The sequence below is a fragment of the Bacillus songklensis genome (genome assembly GCF_042649685.1).
Classification (GTDB): Bacteria; Bacillota; Bacilli; order Bacillales; family Bacillaceae_H; genus Bacillus_BA; species Bacillus_BA songklensis.
In genome coordinates, this window is the sequence record NZ_JBHRZT010000020.1 from 272878 (window position 1) to 288845 (window position 15968).

Annotated in this window: 17 protein-coding genes; 1 reads left to right on the forward strand and 16 read right to left on the reverse strand. The window is 41.2% G+C overall.

All coding sequences use genetic code 11. The features are described from left to right. The first annotated feature begins 35 nt into the window (after nt 1-35). Nucleotides 36-905: a DUF1002 domain-containing protein gene (locus tag ACFOU2_RS04370; RefSeq protein ID WP_377912565.1), complete on the forward strand. Its 870-nt coding sequence runs from the start codon at nt 36-38 to the stop codon at nt 903-905. 154 nt (nt 906-1059) lie between these two features. Here ACFOU2_RS04370 and lysA read toward each other — a convergent pair whose 3' ends face one another. The 16 genes from lysA to xerD form a co-directional block, all read right to left on the reverse strand. Further along, entirely contained in the window at nt 1060-2379 is a 1320-nt protein-coding gene (gene lysA, locus ACFOU2_RS04375; protein ID WP_377913576.1) for a diaminopimelate decarboxylase, read from the reverse strand. A 449-nt stretch (nt 2380-2828) separates the two neighbouring features. After that, nucleotides 2829-4304 (reverse strand): spore germination protein, encoded by a 1476-nt coding sequence (locus ACFOU2_RS04380; RefSeq protein WP_377912567.1) that lies wholly within the window; start codon nt 4302-4304, stop codon nt 2829-2831. Further along, nucleotides 4255-4863, reverse strand: a complete 609-nt coding sequence (locus ACFOU2_RS04385) for a stage V sporulation protein AE (protein WP_377912569.1) — start codon at nt 4861-4863, stop codon at nt 4255-4257. Before ACFOU2_RS04385 ends, ACFOU2_RS04380 begins: the two co-directional genes overlap by 50 nt. A gap of 8 nt (nt 4864-4871) precedes the next feature. Then, the gene (gene spoVAE / locus ACFOU2_RS04390; protein WP_377912571.1) at nt 4872-5222 is read right to left on the reverse strand and encodes a stage V sporulation protein AE; all 351 of its coding nucleotides are present in this window, start codon (nt 5220-5222) and stop codon (nt 4872-4874) included. Continuing rightward, nucleotides 5223-6239, reverse strand: a complete 1017-nt coding sequence (gene spoVAD / locus ACFOU2_RS04395; RefSeq protein WP_377912573.1) for a stage V sporulation protein AD — start codon at nt 6237-6239, stop codon at nt 5223-5225. Between the two features lie 14 nt (nt 6240-6253). After that, complete coding sequence (spoVAC, locus tag ACFOU2_RS04400; RefSeq protein WP_377912575.1) at nt 6254-6712, reverse strand: stage V sporulation protein AC; 459 nt, start codon at nt 6710-6712, stop codon at nt 6254-6256. 82 nt (nt 6713-6794) lie between these two features. Continuing rightward, nucleotides 6795-7217, reverse strand: a complete 423-nt coding sequence (locus ACFOU2_RS04405; RefSeq protein WP_377912577.1) for a stage V sporulation protein AB — start codon at nt 7215-7217, stop codon at nt 6795-6797. Next, nucleotides 7207-7827, reverse strand: coding sequence for a stage V sporulation protein AA (locus ACFOU2_RS04410; protein WP_377912579.1), 621 nt, complete (start codon nt 7825-7827; stop codon nt 7207-7209). Before ACFOU2_RS04410 ends, ACFOU2_RS04405 begins: the two co-directional genes overlap by 11 nt. Before the next feature lie 367 nt (nt 7828-8194). Then, nucleotides 8195-8953, reverse strand: a complete 759-nt coding sequence (gene sigF, locus ACFOU2_RS04415) for an RNA polymerase sporulation sigma factor SigF (protein WP_377912581.1) — start codon at nt 8951-8953, stop codon at nt 8195-8197. A 12-nt stretch (nt 8954-8965) separates the two neighbouring features. Then, nucleotides 8966-9409, reverse strand: a complete 444-nt coding sequence (gene spoIIAB, locus ACFOU2_RS04420; RefSeq protein ID WP_377912583.1) for an anti-sigma F factor — start codon at nt 9407-9409, stop codon at nt 8966-8968. Continuing rightward, the gene (gene spoIIAA / locus ACFOU2_RS04425) at nt 9409-9759 is read right to left on the reverse strand and encodes an anti-sigma F factor antagonist (protein ID WP_377912585.1); all 351 of its coding nucleotides are present in this window, start codon (nt 9757-9759) and stop codon (nt 9409-9411) included. Before spoIIAA ends, spoIIAB begins: the two co-directional genes overlap by 1 nt. A 97-nt stretch (nt 9760-9856) precedes the next feature. Continuing rightward, entirely contained in the window at nt 9857-11023 is a 1167-nt protein-coding gene (locus tag ACFOU2_RS04430; protein WP_377912587.1) for a D-alanyl-D-alanine carboxypeptidase family protein, read from the reverse strand. 258 nt (nt 11024-11281) lie between these two features. After that, the gene (locus ACFOU2_RS04435) at nt 11282-12586 is read right to left on the reverse strand and encodes a pyrimidine-nucleoside phosphorylase (RefSeq protein WP_377912589.1); all 1305 of its coding nucleotides are present in this window, start codon (nt 12584-12586) and stop codon (nt 11282-11284) included. 95 nt (nt 12587-12681) lie between these two features. After that, on the reverse strand, nt 12682-13500 hold the full coding sequence (locus ACFOU2_RS04440) for a purine-nucleoside phosphorylase (protein WP_377912591.1): 819 nt from the start codon (nt 13498-13500) through the stop codon (nt 12682-12684). A gap of 15 nt (nt 13501-13515) precedes the next feature. Continuing rightward, nucleotides 13516-14703 (reverse strand): phosphopentomutase, encoded by a 1188-nt coding sequence (gene deoB, locus ACFOU2_RS04445; protein WP_377912593.1) that lies wholly within the window; start codon nt 14701-14703, stop codon nt 13516-13518. A gap of 369 nt (nt 14704-15072) precedes the next feature. Next, entirely contained in the window at nt 15073-15966 is an 894-nt protein-coding gene (gene xerD / locus ACFOU2_RS04450) for a site-specific tyrosine recombinase XerD (protein WP_377912595.1), read from the reverse strand. Nucleotides 15967-15968 lie beyond the last annotated feature (2 nt).

Genomic DNA, 15968 nt, shown 5'->3' on the forward strand with positions numbered 1-15968 from the left:
TATGAATGGTTGCATGTATAAAAGGAGGTCTTTTTTTGAAACGAAAATTACAAGCAATGTTTCTGGCTATAACCATGCTTTTCTCTGTTCCTTCCATCAGCTTTGCAGATGCAGCAGAAGGAGATGTCATTGTTACATTGGGAGAAAACTTAACCGGGCAGCAAAAAAATGAAATATTAGCAGAATTAAATGTACCTGAAAACGCACAAACCATCACCGTATCCAATCAAGAAGAACATGAATATTTGGGAGACTTCATTCCAAAATCACAAATCGGTTCTCGCGCTATTTCGTCAGCAAGCATTACAATCGGAGCCAAAGATTCCGGGTTAGATGTTGAAACGAATAACATTACATGGGTTACAGATGAAATGTATACAAATGCCCTGATTACAGCAGGCGTAAAAGATGCAACAATTCGCATTACGGCACCCTTCGCTGTATCCGGCACAGCTGCTTTAACCGGTATTATGAAGGCCTATGAAACGACTACAAATAAAGAAATTCCTGAAGATATCAAAAAAGTGGCGAATGAAGAAATGGTAAAAACAGCGGAGCTGGGTGACTCCATTGGAGCTGAAAATGCTGCGGCACTTATGGCCAAAGTAAAAGACGAGATTGCTAAAAACGAGCCGAAAACAGAGGCAGATTTACGTGCATTAATTGAACAAGTCGCCAAAGAAATGGGGATTACTTTAACAGATGCAGAATTAGATACATTAGTAGATTTCTTTAACAAGTTAAAATCAATGGATATTGATTGGAATCAGGTAAAAGAACAATTAAGTGTAACGAAAGAGAAAATTTCCACTTTCTTACAATCTGAAGAAGGCCAATCATTCTTGCAAAAGCTTCAAGAGTTTTTAAACAGTTTAATAAATGCCATCCGCGCGCTCTTTGCCTAATAAACAAAGAGTTTTCTAATCTATCTTAAAAATAGAGGTTTTATATGGAATGGGCCGTCACTAAAAACCTGAATGTTATTCCGGTTCACGTGACGGCCCATTTCATGAAGATGACTAAAAGGGGCAAAGCGCCCCTTTTTAGTCATCTTCTTCGTTAGTTTTTTACTTTTGCTTTAAAGGGTAAGTCATTCTTGATAAGGTCTTCATATGTTTCACGTTTGACCACTAATTGGGCTTCCCCGTCTTCGACAAATACAACAGCCGGTTTTGGAATTCGATTGTAATGACTAGCCATCGAATAACCGTAAGCTCCTGTACAAAATACCGCTAGTATATCTTTCGGCTGTGGGTTCGGCAAAGGTAAATCCCAAATCAACATGTCACCGGACTCACAGCATTTCCCTGCTATTGAAACCTCCTCATCCACTTCATCGTTCATACGATTGGCAAGTGCAGCTTCATATTTTGCTTGATACAGGGCCGGACGAATGTTATCGTTCATGCCGCCATCTACGGATACGTATTCGCGAATATTTGGTACATTTTTTCTTGAACCGATTGAATATAGAGTAGTGCCGGCATCGCCAACAAGAGAACGGCCCGGCTCAATCCAAATTTCCGGAATGCCTATATTCATCGCTTCTGTTTGTTTTTTCACTTCTTCAATAATGACATTCACGTACTGACTTACAGGAATAGGGTCATCTTCGTTCGTGTATCGTATTCCAAATCCCCCGCCCAGGTTCAACACTTTCGGGAAAAAGTTCATTTTTTCTTTCCACTCTTTTAACTTTTCGAAAATCTTCTGCGTTGCCATAATAAAGCCTGCTGTCTCAAAAATTTGAGAACCGATATGACAGTGAACACCCAGTAAGTCAAACTGCGGCATGTTAAATGTTTGGCGAACCGCTTGCTCCGCTTGCCCGTTTTGCAAATCGAACCCAAATTTGGAATCTTCCTGCCCTGTTAAAATATAATCGTGCGTATGTGCTTCAATGCCCGGTGTAATACGAAGCAAAACCGGTATCTTTTTCTGATACACATCGCCTAGCTCTTTTAGCAATTCAATCTCATAAAAATTATCAACGACAATGCATCCTATCCCTTCACGGATGGCCATTTCTAATTCAGCTTTGCTTTTATTATTACCGTGAAAGTGAATTTTTTCTCTCGGAAAACCGGCAGCTAACGCTGTATACAATTCTCCTCCGGACACAACATCCAATGAAAGGCCTTCTTCCTGCACAAGCTGAACCATGGCCATCGTTGAAAAAGCTTTACTCGCATAAGCGACTTGTGCTTTCACTCCGTGCTGCTTAAAAGTATCTTTAAATTGACGGGCGCGTTCACGAATTAACGCCACATCATAAACATAAAGAGGAGTCCCAAATTCCTTTGCCAATTTAACGGTGTCCACTCCTCCGATTTCTAAATGTCCTTGTCCATCTATTTTGCTAGTTCCATGCAAAAACACCATTACACTTACCTCATTCCCATTTGATTTATACTACTCTAACAGGTGCGTTTATCCTCATCTCTTTCAATGAAGATAGTTAGATTGCCCCAGCTGATTATCAACGATCGGGAGACCCAATATTAAAGCCGCGGCGTCCTATCAAAATGCCTTTACTGATACAACCTTGCCCTTTAAAGTTTTTCGCTCGCATGCTCTTTACGTCAAAGACCATATTGATAGTTACTTGAACTTTATGACCATGTAGACAAAGAGACAGCTAACAAGCTCTTGAGCTGATAACTGCCTCGTAAATTTACTAATTTACTTAATTAAAACAACCTTATCATATCTATCAAGGTGACGCAACCACATCCTGACAAGTTCCGTTTTTTTCGCATACATATGTGTATAAAGTGAAACTTTATACGCATAAAAGCATGGGAAAGCCGAAAACTTCCCGATGCTTTTTACGTAGGTTGTTTCGCCTTATTTTGTGGATGAATGACACTTGGCCTGACGTTGTCCCCCGGTTTAGAAGTTCGAACAATAATCCCTTTGAAAGCAATCGGATTAAACGGGATGAACGGCCATAAATATGGAGTGTTCAATGAACGGGTGCTTACTAGAAACAGAATGTATAAAGTTACGCCGATTACAAAGCCAGGAGTATGAAAAGCTGCAACAGCGGCCAGCAGTAAAAGACGAATCATTTTATTCGCTACACTGAGCTCATAGCTCGGGGTAGCGAAATTACCAATAGCAGCAACTGCGACGTATAAAATGACTTCTGGTACGAACAGTCCCACATCGATAGCAATTTGCCCGATTAATGCGGCTGCAATTAAACCCATTGCTGTTGATAAAGGGGTCGGGGTATGGATAGCCGCGAGTCTTAAAAACTCAATCCCGATATCTGCCATAAAGATTTGAACCACCATTGGAATGTTTGTCTTCTCATTTGGTCCGATAAACTGTAAGTTGGGTGGCAACAACGAAGGTTCTACCACAAATAAAAACCATAATGGCAATAAAAAAACTGAAGCCAAAATTCCGATATATCTCACCCAACGAATAAAGGTACCAACAGCAGGTGTTTGTCTAAACTCTTCAGCATGCTGGAGATGATGAAATAAAGTTGTCGGGGTGATAATGACACTTGGGGATGTGTCGGTGATAATAATAACATGCCCTTCCAATATATGCTCAGCTGCCACATCCGGCCGTTCTGTATAGCGTACGAGCGGAAATGGGTTATATCCTTGCTTAACCAGAAATTCTTCAACTGTTTTATCTGCCATTGTAAGACCATCTGTTTTAATTGCTTGAATTTCTTTTTTTACCACTTCAACCAATCCGGGATCTGCTACATCCTTTATATAACCAATGGCAATATCTGTTTTGGAGCGCTCTCCTACTTTCATGATTTCAAAACGAAGACGTCCGTCCCGAATCCTTCTTCTTGTTAATGCTGTATTAATAATGATATTCTCTGTATAGCCGTCTCTTGATCCCCGGACGACCTTTTCTGTATCCGGCTCTTGCGGTTGACGCCCCGGATAAGTCCGTACATCCACTTCATATCCGGTTTCTTCTCCATCGATCAAAACGACGATGAGCCCCGATAAAATGGTAGTGAGTGCGTCTTCCAAATATTGAATTGGCTTTACTTGCTGATGGATAAGGCGATTTTCTATAATTTGTTTCGCTTTGGACTTTTGTGTTTCATGATCATTCACTTCTACAAGCTGGTCCGCAATTTGAATGATGTAGTTGCTTTCACAAAGTCCTGTGACATAGTACAAATGTACTTCGTGATCTAAAATGAGCAGCTTGCGTACACCGAAGTCAAAGCTTGTATTCATGCTCCCGTTTTCTTCGAACCACTTGTCGTTCTCATGGACATTCGTGTAAATGGGTGTCTTTTGCTTTGCTTGATCCGCCATCATATCCACTCCTTTCCAAAATAACTTCCACAGCCTTCATAGTGACAGGAGAACCATATTTGATATGGTCTTTTCTCGCCATTTTTCCGATATCTCCAATTCCCACAATAATCGGTACTTCCAGGCTGTCGAGACAGTATACGGTATCGCCATTTATTCTTCCTATCTCGAACTCCTGAATACCGCTTTTGTCCACTCCATATTCTGTCAATTCTCCGTAACGATCAATGCTCACGTCTACCCTTGTCCATTCATTTTGATGTGTTTTGGACGCGACGGCTATCACTCCTAAAACATCGATCTGCTCATGATTCACAACATATTTTAATGCCTGTTCCCCTGCTCCTTCTCCTAAAAAACCGCTGTCATCAAACATGACAAATACCGGGTCATAGGGGGTTTGTAAAATGAGATTGACTATTTCCGGACCTGATAACGTGGTCGGGTTTCCGTGCGAACGGGAAATGCACCGTCCCCCGTATTGGTTGGCTACATATTCAATAGTTTTCCGGGCATACTCATCGCCATCTGTAATGACAATAACCCTTCTTTTTTCCATTTAGATCTTTATCCTTTCGGTTTAAAGATAACAGCGATAATAAAGGCGAATAAAATAGCTGACGAAATTCCTGCAGATGTAAGCTCGAAAATCCCCATCGCAATCCCAATAAATCCATGTTCATCTGCTTGTTCCATTGCACCGTGCAGCAAGGAGTGCCCGAAGCTTGTAATGGGGACCGTCGCGCCTGCTCCGGCAAACTCGATTAGTTTATCGTAAAGCCCAAACCCGTCCAACACCGCTCCTGCAACAACAAATAAACTTGTTACATGCGCCGGAGTTAATTTGGCTGCGTCTAACAGCAGTTGACCTGCTACACAAATTGCTCCCCCTACTAAAAAAGCATATAAATACTCCATTTAATTCCCCTCCTCCAGCGCCTCAATAACAACGCCATGAGCGATTGCCGGAATCGATTCTTTCTGTTGAATCATGGTTGGGCTTAATAGTGCCCCTGTTGCTACTACAAATACTCTTTTTAGCTTTCCTTGTATTAATTCATTTAATATATGGCCATATGTAACAACTGCCGAACAGCCGCAACCGCTTCCTCCCGCAAACACCTCTTGATCAGGGCGATAAATCATCAAGCCGCAATCATTATGAACCTCTGATAAATCATAGCCCTCTTCTTGAAGCAGCTTTTTCAAGATGGGACTCCCTACCCCTGATAAATCCCCCGTTACAATGAGGTCATAATCAGAAGGAGATCGATTCATATCAAGTAAATGCTGTTGAATCGTATCAGCCGCAGCAGGAGCCATCGCTGATCCCATATCGAACGGATCTTTTATTCCATAATCTGTTACTTTACCAATCGTAGCCGCTGTAATCTTCACAGGTCCCTTTTCCTGTGATACTACCGCCGCGCCTGCTCCTGTCACAGTGAAAGTAGCTGTATGGGGCTTTTGTCCTCCATACTCTGTTGGATAACGGAACTGCCTTTCCGCTGTTGCATGATGACTGCTTGTTGCAGCCAGTACTTTCCGGGCAAATCCTCCGTCTACCAGAGCGGCACCCAATGCGAGTGTTTCCATTGAAGTGGAACATGCGCCAAACATGCATAAAAATGGGATTTGATGCTCTCTGGCCACATAGTTAGCCGTTACATTTTGATTAAGCAAGTCCCCCGCCAAGAAAAAATCGATATCAGAATAGGATAAATTAACTTTCTGCAAGCAAGTATCGACGGCCTGTTTCATTAACAGTCGTTCCGCTAGCTCCCAATTATCTTCGCCGCAATGCAAATCCTCATGCGTCACATCAAACGTTTCTCTTAAGGGACCTAAAGCCTCTTTTGGACCTACAGCTGTTCCTGTAGCGTTAATGTAAAGGTTATTTTCAAATATCCACGTCTGCTTCCCTACAAGGCGCATCTTCTTCCCTCCGGCTAAAAGAATGTTTTGAATGCATAACGCAACATTCCTATAACATAAGCAGCGACTACTCCAAATGTAATAACGCTTCCCGCCAGCTTAAACATGTTCGTCGCCACTCCAAGAACAAACCCTTCGCTTTTATGCTCCAAAGCTGCACTCGTCATTGAGTTAGCAAAGCCAGTCACAGGAATTGCCGAACCCGCACCCGCAAACTGTCCTATTTTGTCATAAATCCCCAAACCAGTCAGGATAGCCGATATTAAAACAAGAGTTGCAACAGTTGGATTTCCTACGTTTTCTTTTGAATAATCAAAATAACGTAAGTAAAAGTTTTCGATGATCTGTCCAAATGTGCAAATCAGTCCCCCAACAATAAAGGCTTTTAAACAATTGGTAAAATAAGGAGGTTTTGGTTGATATGCTTTAATATTCTCCTTGTAATTGTCTTTCAATTTTTGCTGATTACTCATTCATACTGCCTCCTCTTTCTTCCCTCTCCAACAAGTGCCAAGGCCTCTCCCTTCTTAGGGGAAAGAATCACTCGTTAGAGCCCTATTGGTCCACGAAATAAATCCAATGGAACAAGGAACCGAATACTTTTCCTAAGACAATTGCCATCAGCAAAATGATCATTCTTTCAGCAATTCCTATTCTCTTTGCTAAAATCGGTAGCACATTTAACACTTCGGTTAAAGCCGCTGCGAGCATACCGATAAAGATACCGCTTGTAAATCCAACAATGACAGCCGCAAAAGAAGGAAGATATAATACATTTCCATGCAGGCTTAGCCATCCTCCGCATACCGCTCCACTAATGACGCCCCATTCATAGCCTTGAATATATTTCACCGTCTTCGTTAACTGCATGAGCCTCGGAATAATTCCCAACACAGTCAAAAAGGCTACAAATCCTGCCCCTACTGACAGTCCTCCTGCAAACCCAATCAGGATGGTAAATAATACATTAGCGCTCATCAATGTTTTTCATACTCTCTTTGTTTTCATGCATGATGACATATTGGTCTAAATCTTGTTGGTAGTTAAACATCTCTACTTCCAGGGGACTGGGCTCTTCATTGATGCGTTTACGAAAAAGATGGTTGAAAAATAAAACCATGCCTAATCCTAATCCAAAAGAATAGGGAATTTGCAGCAATAACGGCTTTTCGTCCCTTATTCCTGTCAGCATGTAAAATAAGTTTTGATGCACCTGCCTCATACTTACGTCTTCATGGAAATTCATAATGGCTAGAGCCGCACCGATAAAGAGCAAAAACCATACAACAGCAAAGAAGAGCAATGAATAACGTTTCTTTTTAAACACGACTTCTATAATGGTTTGAGCTGGACCCACATTTTGAATATCCAACTTTGGGTATTGTCTGCTTATATGAGCAATAACCCTCATCACATCAATTACGATTATATTTCGGTCACTCATGGTCACTTGATGAATGGCCAAATCTTCAAGCTGGGCTTTCACATCATCTTGTGCAATGATCATGGCAATTTGTCCAATTTTTACCGTCTCACTCGGGTTGACCTGCACACGATGACGCATCCGTAGATACACTGTTTTTTCCATTCCTATCACACCTTGCAAATGGTTCTCCTCGTATGTGTAGTATGGTATTTCTTGAATTTTCTAATTCAAAAAAAAACCATCCATTAATTCCCACAAAAAAGGTGAAGCCGAAAACCTAATAGAGCGGTTTTTCGGCTTCACCCTTATGAAAATATATGAATCCATAGAATAACATAAAAAGGCCTATTGCACGGATAACTAAAAAAGAGGCTGTCCCATAAGTCTCTAATCAATGGCAAAAGTTGATCTTTACTGAAAGGCCCCGTCACGGAATCCTCTGATTTTGCTGGATTTTCATGACGGGTCCTTTCAGGAGGATGACTCAATAGGTATGTCTTTTTATACCTTTTGAGTCATCCTCTTTTAATTACCCTTCCATACGGTTTTTCATTTGCTGCAGAATTTTCTTTTCTAGTCGAGAAACTTGCACTTGTGAGATGCCTAGTCTAGAAGCGACTTCTGATTGTGTTTGATCTTTGTAATAACGCAAATAAACAATGAGTTTCTCTCGATCATCTAGTTCCTGAATTGCTTCCCTTAAAGCGATTTTATCAAACCACTTTCCTTCATTATGGTCTGCGATCTGATCCAATAATGTGATCGGGTCCCCATCATTTTCATAAACGGTTTCGTGAATAGAAGTAGGGGCACGATTGGCCTCTTGGGCTAACACTACATCTTCAGGGGTGATATCCAAATACTCTGCCACTTCTAAAACAGTCGGCACCCGGTCTAACGTTTTAGAGAGTTCATCTTTCGCTTTGCGGATTTTGTTGCTCAATTCCTTTAAAGAGCGACTGACTTTTACCGTTCCGTCGTCTCGAATAAAACGCTGAATCTCGCCGATGATCATGGGAACAGCGTACGTAGAAAACTTTACGTCATAAGATAAATCAAATTTGTCCACAGATTTTAAAAGACCGATACATCCAATCTGAAACAGATCATCCGGCTCATATCCTCTGTTCAAAAACCGCTGTACGACCGACCATACTAAACGCATATTTTTTTGCGCAATGAGATCCCGGGATTCTTGATCTCCCTGTTGACTTTTCTTGATTAATTCTTTTACTTCACAATCGGACAAATAACCTTGGCTCTGTTCACTTTTGACCTCCACATCCATAGGCAAATCTCCTTAATTGCATAAAGCTTTACTTTTTGTTAAGTGCTTTTTTAAATAAAGCGTGGTTCCTTTTGATACAGAAGATTGAATCGAAATTTCATCCATAAAATTTTCCATGATCGTAAATCCCATACCGGAGCGCTCCAACTCCGGCTTTGTCGTATACAGAGGCTGTCTCGCTTCCTCGATGTTATCGATACCGATTCCCTCATCTTTCACCACAATTTCCACAGTACTCTCATCACTTAAATAAACGGAAATATAAACCATTCCACCTGGATTATTATCATAGCCATGAATGATGGCATTCGTTACGGCTTCAGATACAACGGTTTTAATTTCCGTTACCTCATCCATCGTCGGGTTTAATTGTGTAATGAATGCTGCGACTGTGACACGAGCAAACGATTCATTCTCACTCAACGCAGAAAATTGAAGGTGCATTTCGTTCTTCATTACGCCACCCCCAGTGTTTCCAAAGCGTTTTGTTCCGTTTGTTCTAAGCGGATAATTTTAAACAACCCTGACATTTCAAACAGTCTCTGTACAGAAGGCGAAATGGAGCATACCACCATTTCTCCACCGCTGTTTTTGATTTGTTTATATCGGCCCAAAATCACACCAAGGCCTGAACTATCCATAAAGCTTAAGTCTTGAAGGTTTAACACAATGTGATTGATACGTCCATTCTCAAGAATGTCAGTAATCTTTGTTCTCAATTCATCCGCTGTATGATGGTCCAGCTCACCGCTTAAGCGTACAAGCAATACTCGTTGCTTCACTTCCAGATTTATGGAAAGACTCACGGTTCTACCCCCCTTGAAAGTTTATAGTGAGTCTTTCGCTAATTTCTCATCGGAATCCTTCCCCCTGACAAAAGTAGTTATTTTTCGTCAACATTAGTTACGATGTTTGAGTGAAGCGAGAAAATGTTCGTTTAAACAAATCCCACCAGGAAGCTTCTTGTACACTTTCTCCGGCTACAAGCGGGGATTTACTTAGCACTTTTCCATCCTTTTTAATGGTTAACATCCCTACTTCATCACCTTTTTGAACAGGCGCCTCTAATGGTTGTTTAAGTGTGATATCTTTTTTGATATCTTTTGTCGACGTTCCTTTTTTCGTTAAAAGGGAGACCGGTTCAGATGTCACAACCTTGACATCCTTTTTATTTCCTTTATTGACTTTAAGAGTGGCGATTTTCGTATCTTTTTTATAAAGGGGGGTCGTTTGATATTGACTGAATGCATAGTCGAGCATTTTCGTCACCTGAACGTTCCGATCTTTCGGTGTGTCTGCTCCAAACACTACAGCTATGACCCTCATATTTCCTTTTTTAGCCGTTGCTGTGAGACAATATTTCGCTTCGTTCGTAAAGCCGGTTTTTACCCCATCCACACCCGGATAAAATTTTACTAAGCGATTTGTATTGACAAGCCAGAATTTTTTTTCTGTATTTTGGCGCAAATAGTCTTCGTACTTCCCTGTATAGTTGGTGATCTTATCATATTTCATCAATTCTTTTGCCATCATGGCCATATCATGGGCCGTGCTGTAATGATCTTTAACAGGCAATCCGGTCGGGTTTTTAAATTGAGTATCCTTCAACCCCAACTCTTTTACCTTTTTATTCATCATTTCCACAAACTCTTCTTCGGAACCTGCCAGATGCTCGGCCATCGCTACGGATGCATCGTTCCCCGATCCAATGGCAATTCCTTTTAGCATTTCATCCACGGTCATTTCTTCGCCGGGCTCCAAGAAAATTTGCGATCCGCCCATCGAAGCAGCATATTCGCTTGTACGAACTTTTTCATTTAATTTGATTTTTCCTTCGTCAAGCGCTTCCATAATTAAGATCATTGTCATAATTTTGGTCATACTTGCCGGCGGCAGCTTTTGATCGCTGTTTTTTTCATATAACACAGCTCCAGTATCGCGCTCGATCAAAATGGCTGATTTGGCCCGATCCGCTAATTCTGCTGATGATTTTTCGTTTGCGAAAGCTGCAGTTGTATGAAATGAAAAAAGAACTGTCAACACCAATGAGAATGAAAAAAATCGCTTCATCTCCATAACCCTCCATTCTTTATACAACCTATTTTTACCAAATAATCCTTTTTTATACTGGTGGGTTAAAAAAGAAAGGACCCGTCATGAAAATCCAGCAAAATCAGAGAATTCCGCAACGGGTCAAATCAACTTTTTTCATTGATTAGAGACTTATAGGACAGCCCCTCTCATCTTGATTAAACTAAAAAGAGTTCTCACATAAAAATGGGGCATGGATGTTCTTTATCCATGCCCCATTTTTTATGTAGACTCGTATTATCGGGAAATTTTATCGTAAACAAGTGGTGGTGCATCGACCTTCTCTTTGGAGATTTTGACACTTTCATAAATCTTCGCTTTTACTTCTTCCGTGTTTTCTTGATTACTGTAAATCGTGACAAGCGGTTCACCTTTTTTCACTTGATCACCAATCTTTTTCTTCAGTACCAGCCCTACAGCCAAATCAATTTCAGACTCTTTTGTCGCACGTCCTGCCCCGAGCAGCATAGCGGCCGTTCCAATGGAATCCGCTACAATCTCGGCCACATATCCATCTTCTTTTGCTTCTAAATCTACGACATATTTGGCTTGAGGCAATTTAGAAGGATCGTCCACGACAGAACCATCTCCACCCTGTGCGCTTAAAAAAACTTTCAGTTTTTCAAGCGCCTTTCCGTTTTGAATTACTTCTTCCAACATATGACGTGCTTCTTCCAAGCTGCTGGCTTTTTGCGCTAAATATACCATATGACTGCCAAGCACTAAGCAAAGCTCTTCTAAATCCTTTGGCCCATTTCCCTTAAGGGTATCAATTGCTTCCTTGACCTCTAAAGCATTCCCGATCGCATAGCCAAGCGGCTGGCTCATATCTGAAATAACCGCCATTGTTTTACGGCCGACATTATTGCCAATGCTCACCATCGCTTGCGCCAGTTCCTTTGCGTCATCTAAATCTTTCATGAATGCTCCTGCACCTGTTTTAACATCCAATACAATCGCATCAGCACCCGCTGCAATTTTCTTACTCATGATTGAGCTTGCAATCAACGGGATGCTGTTAACAGTAGCCGTTACATCACGAAGGGCGTACAATTTTTTGTCTGCTGGTGTCAAGTTGCCCGTTTGTCCGATAACGGCTACTTTATTTTTATTGACCAAATCAATAAATTCCTGTTTATCAATTTCTACGTGGAATCCGGCAACAGATTCTAATTTATCAATGGTACCACCTGTATGACCTAATCCGCGTCCTGACATTTTTGCCACCGGAACATCGACTGCCGCTACTAGTGGTGCCAACACAAGGGTTGTTGTATCTCCAACCCCGCCTGTACTATGTTTATCTACTTTAATACCTTCAATGGCCGATAAATCAATTTGGTCCCCTGACTCTACCATGGCCATCGTCAAATCCGCTCGTTCCCTTTCCGTCATCCCTTGGAAAAAAACAGCCATCGCAAACGCACTCATTTGGTAATCTGGAATAGAACCGTCTGTAAACCCTTTAATAATAAATTGAATTTCTTCTGTTGTCAGCTCGCGTCCGTCCCGCTTTTTCTCGATCAGGTCAACCATTCTCATGTAAAACACCTTCTTCTTGTATTGTTTAGACGTATTAATGCTTATCTTTCATCTTCAACTTATTAAAGCAGCAAATCATTTTCAACTAATGACTGTTAAGCAAGATCTTTTACAATTTCCTTTACAAGTCCCAAAAACTGCTGCTTCACTTTTTCTGTTGTTTCAATGACCTCTTCATGGTTTAACGGCTGATCCAGGATTCCCGCTGCCATATTGGAGATACATGAAATACCGAGTACTTTTAATCCTGAATGACGCGCCACAATCACTTCCGGTACCGTTGACATTCCAACCGCGTCTCCCCCTAAAACTCTTAACATACGAACTTCTGCAGGTGTTTCATAGGTTGGCCCTGTATTGCCAACGTATACACCTTCTTGCACTTGAATAGTAAGTTTTGCAGCAGCATTTTTCGCTAGTTGGCGCAGCTCTTTGCAATAGGCTTCAGACATATCAGGGAATCGTACACCTAATGAAGAATCGTTTGGCCCAATTAACGGATTATCGCCCATATTGTTGATATGGTCAGAGATAATCATAAGATCGCCCGGATTGAAAGATTCATTTACTCCCCCAGCTGCATTTGTCACGATTAATGTCTCTACTCCGATTTCCTTCATGACACGAACAGGAAAGGTTACCTTATCCAGACTGTATCCTTCATAGTAATGAAAGCGGCCTTGCATGGCTACAACGGTCACTCCGTGAATGGTTCCAAGTACAAGCTGCCCCGCATGGCCCTCAACTGTTGAAACGGGAAACTCCGGGATTTCTTCATAAGGAATTTTAACCGCATCTTCAATTTCATCGGCTAGTACACCTAAACCCGATCCTAAAATCAGACCGACTTTCGGTTTCATAGAAAACTTTTCTTTAATATACTGTGCTGATTTCTCAATTAACTCACGCTTCATTTTTTTACTCTCTCCTTATGATGATAGGTCTGTCAAAAAGCTTCTTCCATGTTTAGGCATTGGAATGTTAAAGTTATCCGCTATAGTCGCCCCAATGTCTGCGAACGTGTCGCGTACAGGCATTTCCTTCCCTCCGTTCATACTTGGGCTGTATGCAAGCAACGGTACATATTCCCTTGTATGATCTGTCCCGTGATGAATAGGATCATTTCCATGGTCAGCTGTAATAATTAATAAATCGTCATCTTTTAGCTTCTCTAATACTTCTGTTAAACGGCTATCGAATTCTTCCAATGCTTCCCCATACCCTTTAGGATCGCGGCGATGGCCAAATAATGCGTCAAAATCTACAAGGTTGACAAAACTTAAGCCTGTGAAATCCATTTCCATTGTGTCGGCTAGTTTATCCATACCGTCCATATTGGATTTTGTGCGAAGCGATTTTGTGACGCCTTCCCCATCATAAATATCCGAAATTTTTCCGACCGCAATCACATCAAAGCCTTGGTCTTTCAGTTCATTCATAACTGTACGACCAAATGGTTTTAATGCATAGTCATGGCGGTTCGCTGTTCTTGTAAAATTACCCGGCTCTCCCACAAACGGGCGGGCAATGACACGGCCAACCATGTACTTCTCATCTAGTGTCAGCTCGCGGGCAATTTCACAAATTTTATAAAGTTCATCAATTGGAACAATTTCTTCATGGGCTGCAATTTGAAGTACGGAATCTGCTGATGTATAAACGATGAGCGCTCCTGTTTCCATATGTTCTTTCCCGAGCTCATCAAGGATTTCTGTCCCGGAAGCCGGTTTGTTCCCGATAATTTTTCGACCCGTTTTTTCTTCCAGCTCTTGAATCAATTCATCCGGGAAGCCATCAGGAAACACGCGGAAAGGCTGGTCAATACGCAGTCCCATGATTTCCCAATGTCCTGTCATTGTATCCTTTCCTGCTGATACCTCTTGCATTTTTGTATAATAAGCAAGGGGTGTATCCGCTTTTTCGATTCCTTTAATTTCACGAATGTTGCTTAGTCCCAATTTCGCCATGTTCGGCATGTTTAAGCCGCCCATATGTTCAGCAATGTGTCCTAACGTATCGGCACCTTTATCATTATACTTTTCAGCATCTGGCGCTTCTCCAATTCCTACAGAATCCATGACAATTAAAAACACACGTTTGTATGTATATGAACTCATCTTGTTCCCTCCATCATTTAATCTTACTTGTAACTTTCCCTTTTTATATGTATTTAACCAATGCCGCCATTACTTGGAAATTTTTCGAAAGCGGTTTCTTTCGATGTGCAAGGTGTACAAGCAAAGTATACGACATAACATTGCGTAATGATCCTTTGTTCTGCCTAGTTGGTCAGAAGTCTGACAACCTAAGTATAGAACTTTTTCAGTAGTTTGTCGAGGTGGCAAATGCCCCCTCGATAAACTAAAAAATATTTTAAAAAAAATAATAAAATCATTATTGACCGAAAAATCATTGTTTTATTTTTCCAAAACAAAGAAAGCATCATTGATAAAAAAGGCGCTAAGGGTTACTTCCCTTAACGCTTTTTAGGCTCTCGGATGGAACTGATTATATACATCTTTTAGTCTTGTTTTTGTAACGTGTGTGTAAATTTGCGTAGTGGAAATATCAGCATGCCCCAGCATTTCTTGCACGGCGCGCAAGTCCGCCCCATTTTCCAGCAAGTGGGTAGCAAATGAATGCCTTAACGTATGCGGCGTTAATTCTTTTTCAATTTTCGCTTCTAACGCAAGCTTTTTTAGGATCTTCCAAAATCCTTGTCTTGTTAACCGCCTGCCATGGTGGTTGACAAACAAAGCGATTTCACCTTTTTTATTTTTCACCAGCGAAGACCGGGCCTTTGTTAAATAGGCTTCTACAGCTTCCATTGCCATACGGCCTATTGGAACAATCCGCTCTTTACTTCCTTTTCCGAAGCAGCGAATAAATCCCATCGTTAAGTGTACATCCTCCAGATTTAAGTTCACCAGCTCCGATACACGTATTCCAGTGGCATACAAAAGCTCAAGCATGGCTTTATCCCTTTTGCCAAATGGTGTCCCAAGATCGGGAACCCCTAAAAGAGCATCCACCTCTTCTGTACTTAATACTTTCGGCAGCTTCCGCTCAAGCTGCGGTGTTTCAATATGAACGGAAGGATCCTGTTCTGTCACTTTCTCCCGCAATAAAAACTGGTGAAAAGCCCGAATAGATGCAATATGACGCGCAATCGTCTTGGACGACTTATTTTGTTCATGTAGATATTTTAAAAATGAAAGGATATTCACTCTTGTGACATCATTGAATGTTTGAATTTGCTCTACATGCTTTAAATATTGTTCATACTTTAATAGATCACGCTGATAAGAGTCAATCGTATTTTGGGCTAATCCTCGTTCAACTATCAAATAATGAATGAAATCTTTAATATGTAAGTCCACTG

What these genes read in the sequence shown, in the direction of transcription:
- ACFOU2_RS04380 (WP_377912567.1), bottom strand. Translation starts at nt 4,304, where the DNA reads ATGGCGGATCAAGCAAAGCAAAAGACACCCATTTACACGAATGTCCAT.
- ACFOU2_RS04385 (WP_377912569.1), bottom strand. Translation starts at nt 4,863, where the DNA reads ATGGAAAAAAGAAGGGTTATTGTCATTACAGATGGCGATGAGTATGCC.
- spoVAE (WP_377912571.1), bottom strand. Translation starts at nt 5,222, where the DNA reads ATGGAGTATTTATATGCTTTTTTAGTAGGGGGAGCAATTTGTGTAGCA.
- spoVAD (WP_377912573.1), bottom strand. Translation starts at nt 6,239, where the DNA reads ATGCGCCTTGTAGGGAAGCAGACGTGGATATTTGAAAATAACCTTTAC.
- spoVAC (WP_377912575.1), bottom strand. Translation starts at nt 6,712, where the DNA reads ATGAGTAATCAGCAAAAATTGAAAGACAATTACAAGGAGAATATTAAA.
- ACFOU2_RS04405 (WP_377912577.1), bottom strand. Translation starts at nt 7,217, where the DNA reads ATGAGCGCTAATGTATTATTTACCATCCTGATTGGGTTTGCAGGAGGA.
- ACFOU2_RS04410 (WP_377912579.1), bottom strand. Translation starts at nt 7,827, where the DNA reads ATGGAAAAAACAGTGTATCTACGGATGCGTCATCGTGTGCAGGTCAAC.
- sigF (WP_377912581.1), bottom strand. Translation starts at nt 8,953, where the DNA reads ATGGATGTGGAGGTCAAAAGTGAACAGAGCCAAGGTTATTTGTCCGAT.
- spoIIAB (WP_377912583.1), bottom strand. Translation starts at nt 9,409, where the DNA reads ATGAAGAACGAAATGCACCTTCAATTTTCTGCGTTGAGTGAGAATGAA.
- ACFOU2_RS04430 (WP_377912587.1), bottom strand. Translation starts at nt 11,023, where the DNA reads ATGAAGCGATTTTTTTCATTCTCATTGGTGTTGACAGTTCTTTTTTCA.
- ACFOU2_RS04435 (WP_377912589.1), bottom strand. Translation starts at nt 12,586, where the DNA reads ATGAGAATGGTTGACCTGATCGAGAAAAAGCGGGACGGACGCGAGCTG.
- ACFOU2_RS04440 (WP_377912591.1), bottom strand. Translation starts at nt 13,500, where the DNA reads ATGAAGCGTGAGTTAATTGAGAAATCAGCACAGTATATTAAAGAAAAG.
- deoB (WP_377912593.1), bottom strand. Translation starts at nt 14,703, where the DNA reads ATGAGTTCATATACATACAAACGTGTGTTTTTAATTGTCATGGATTCT.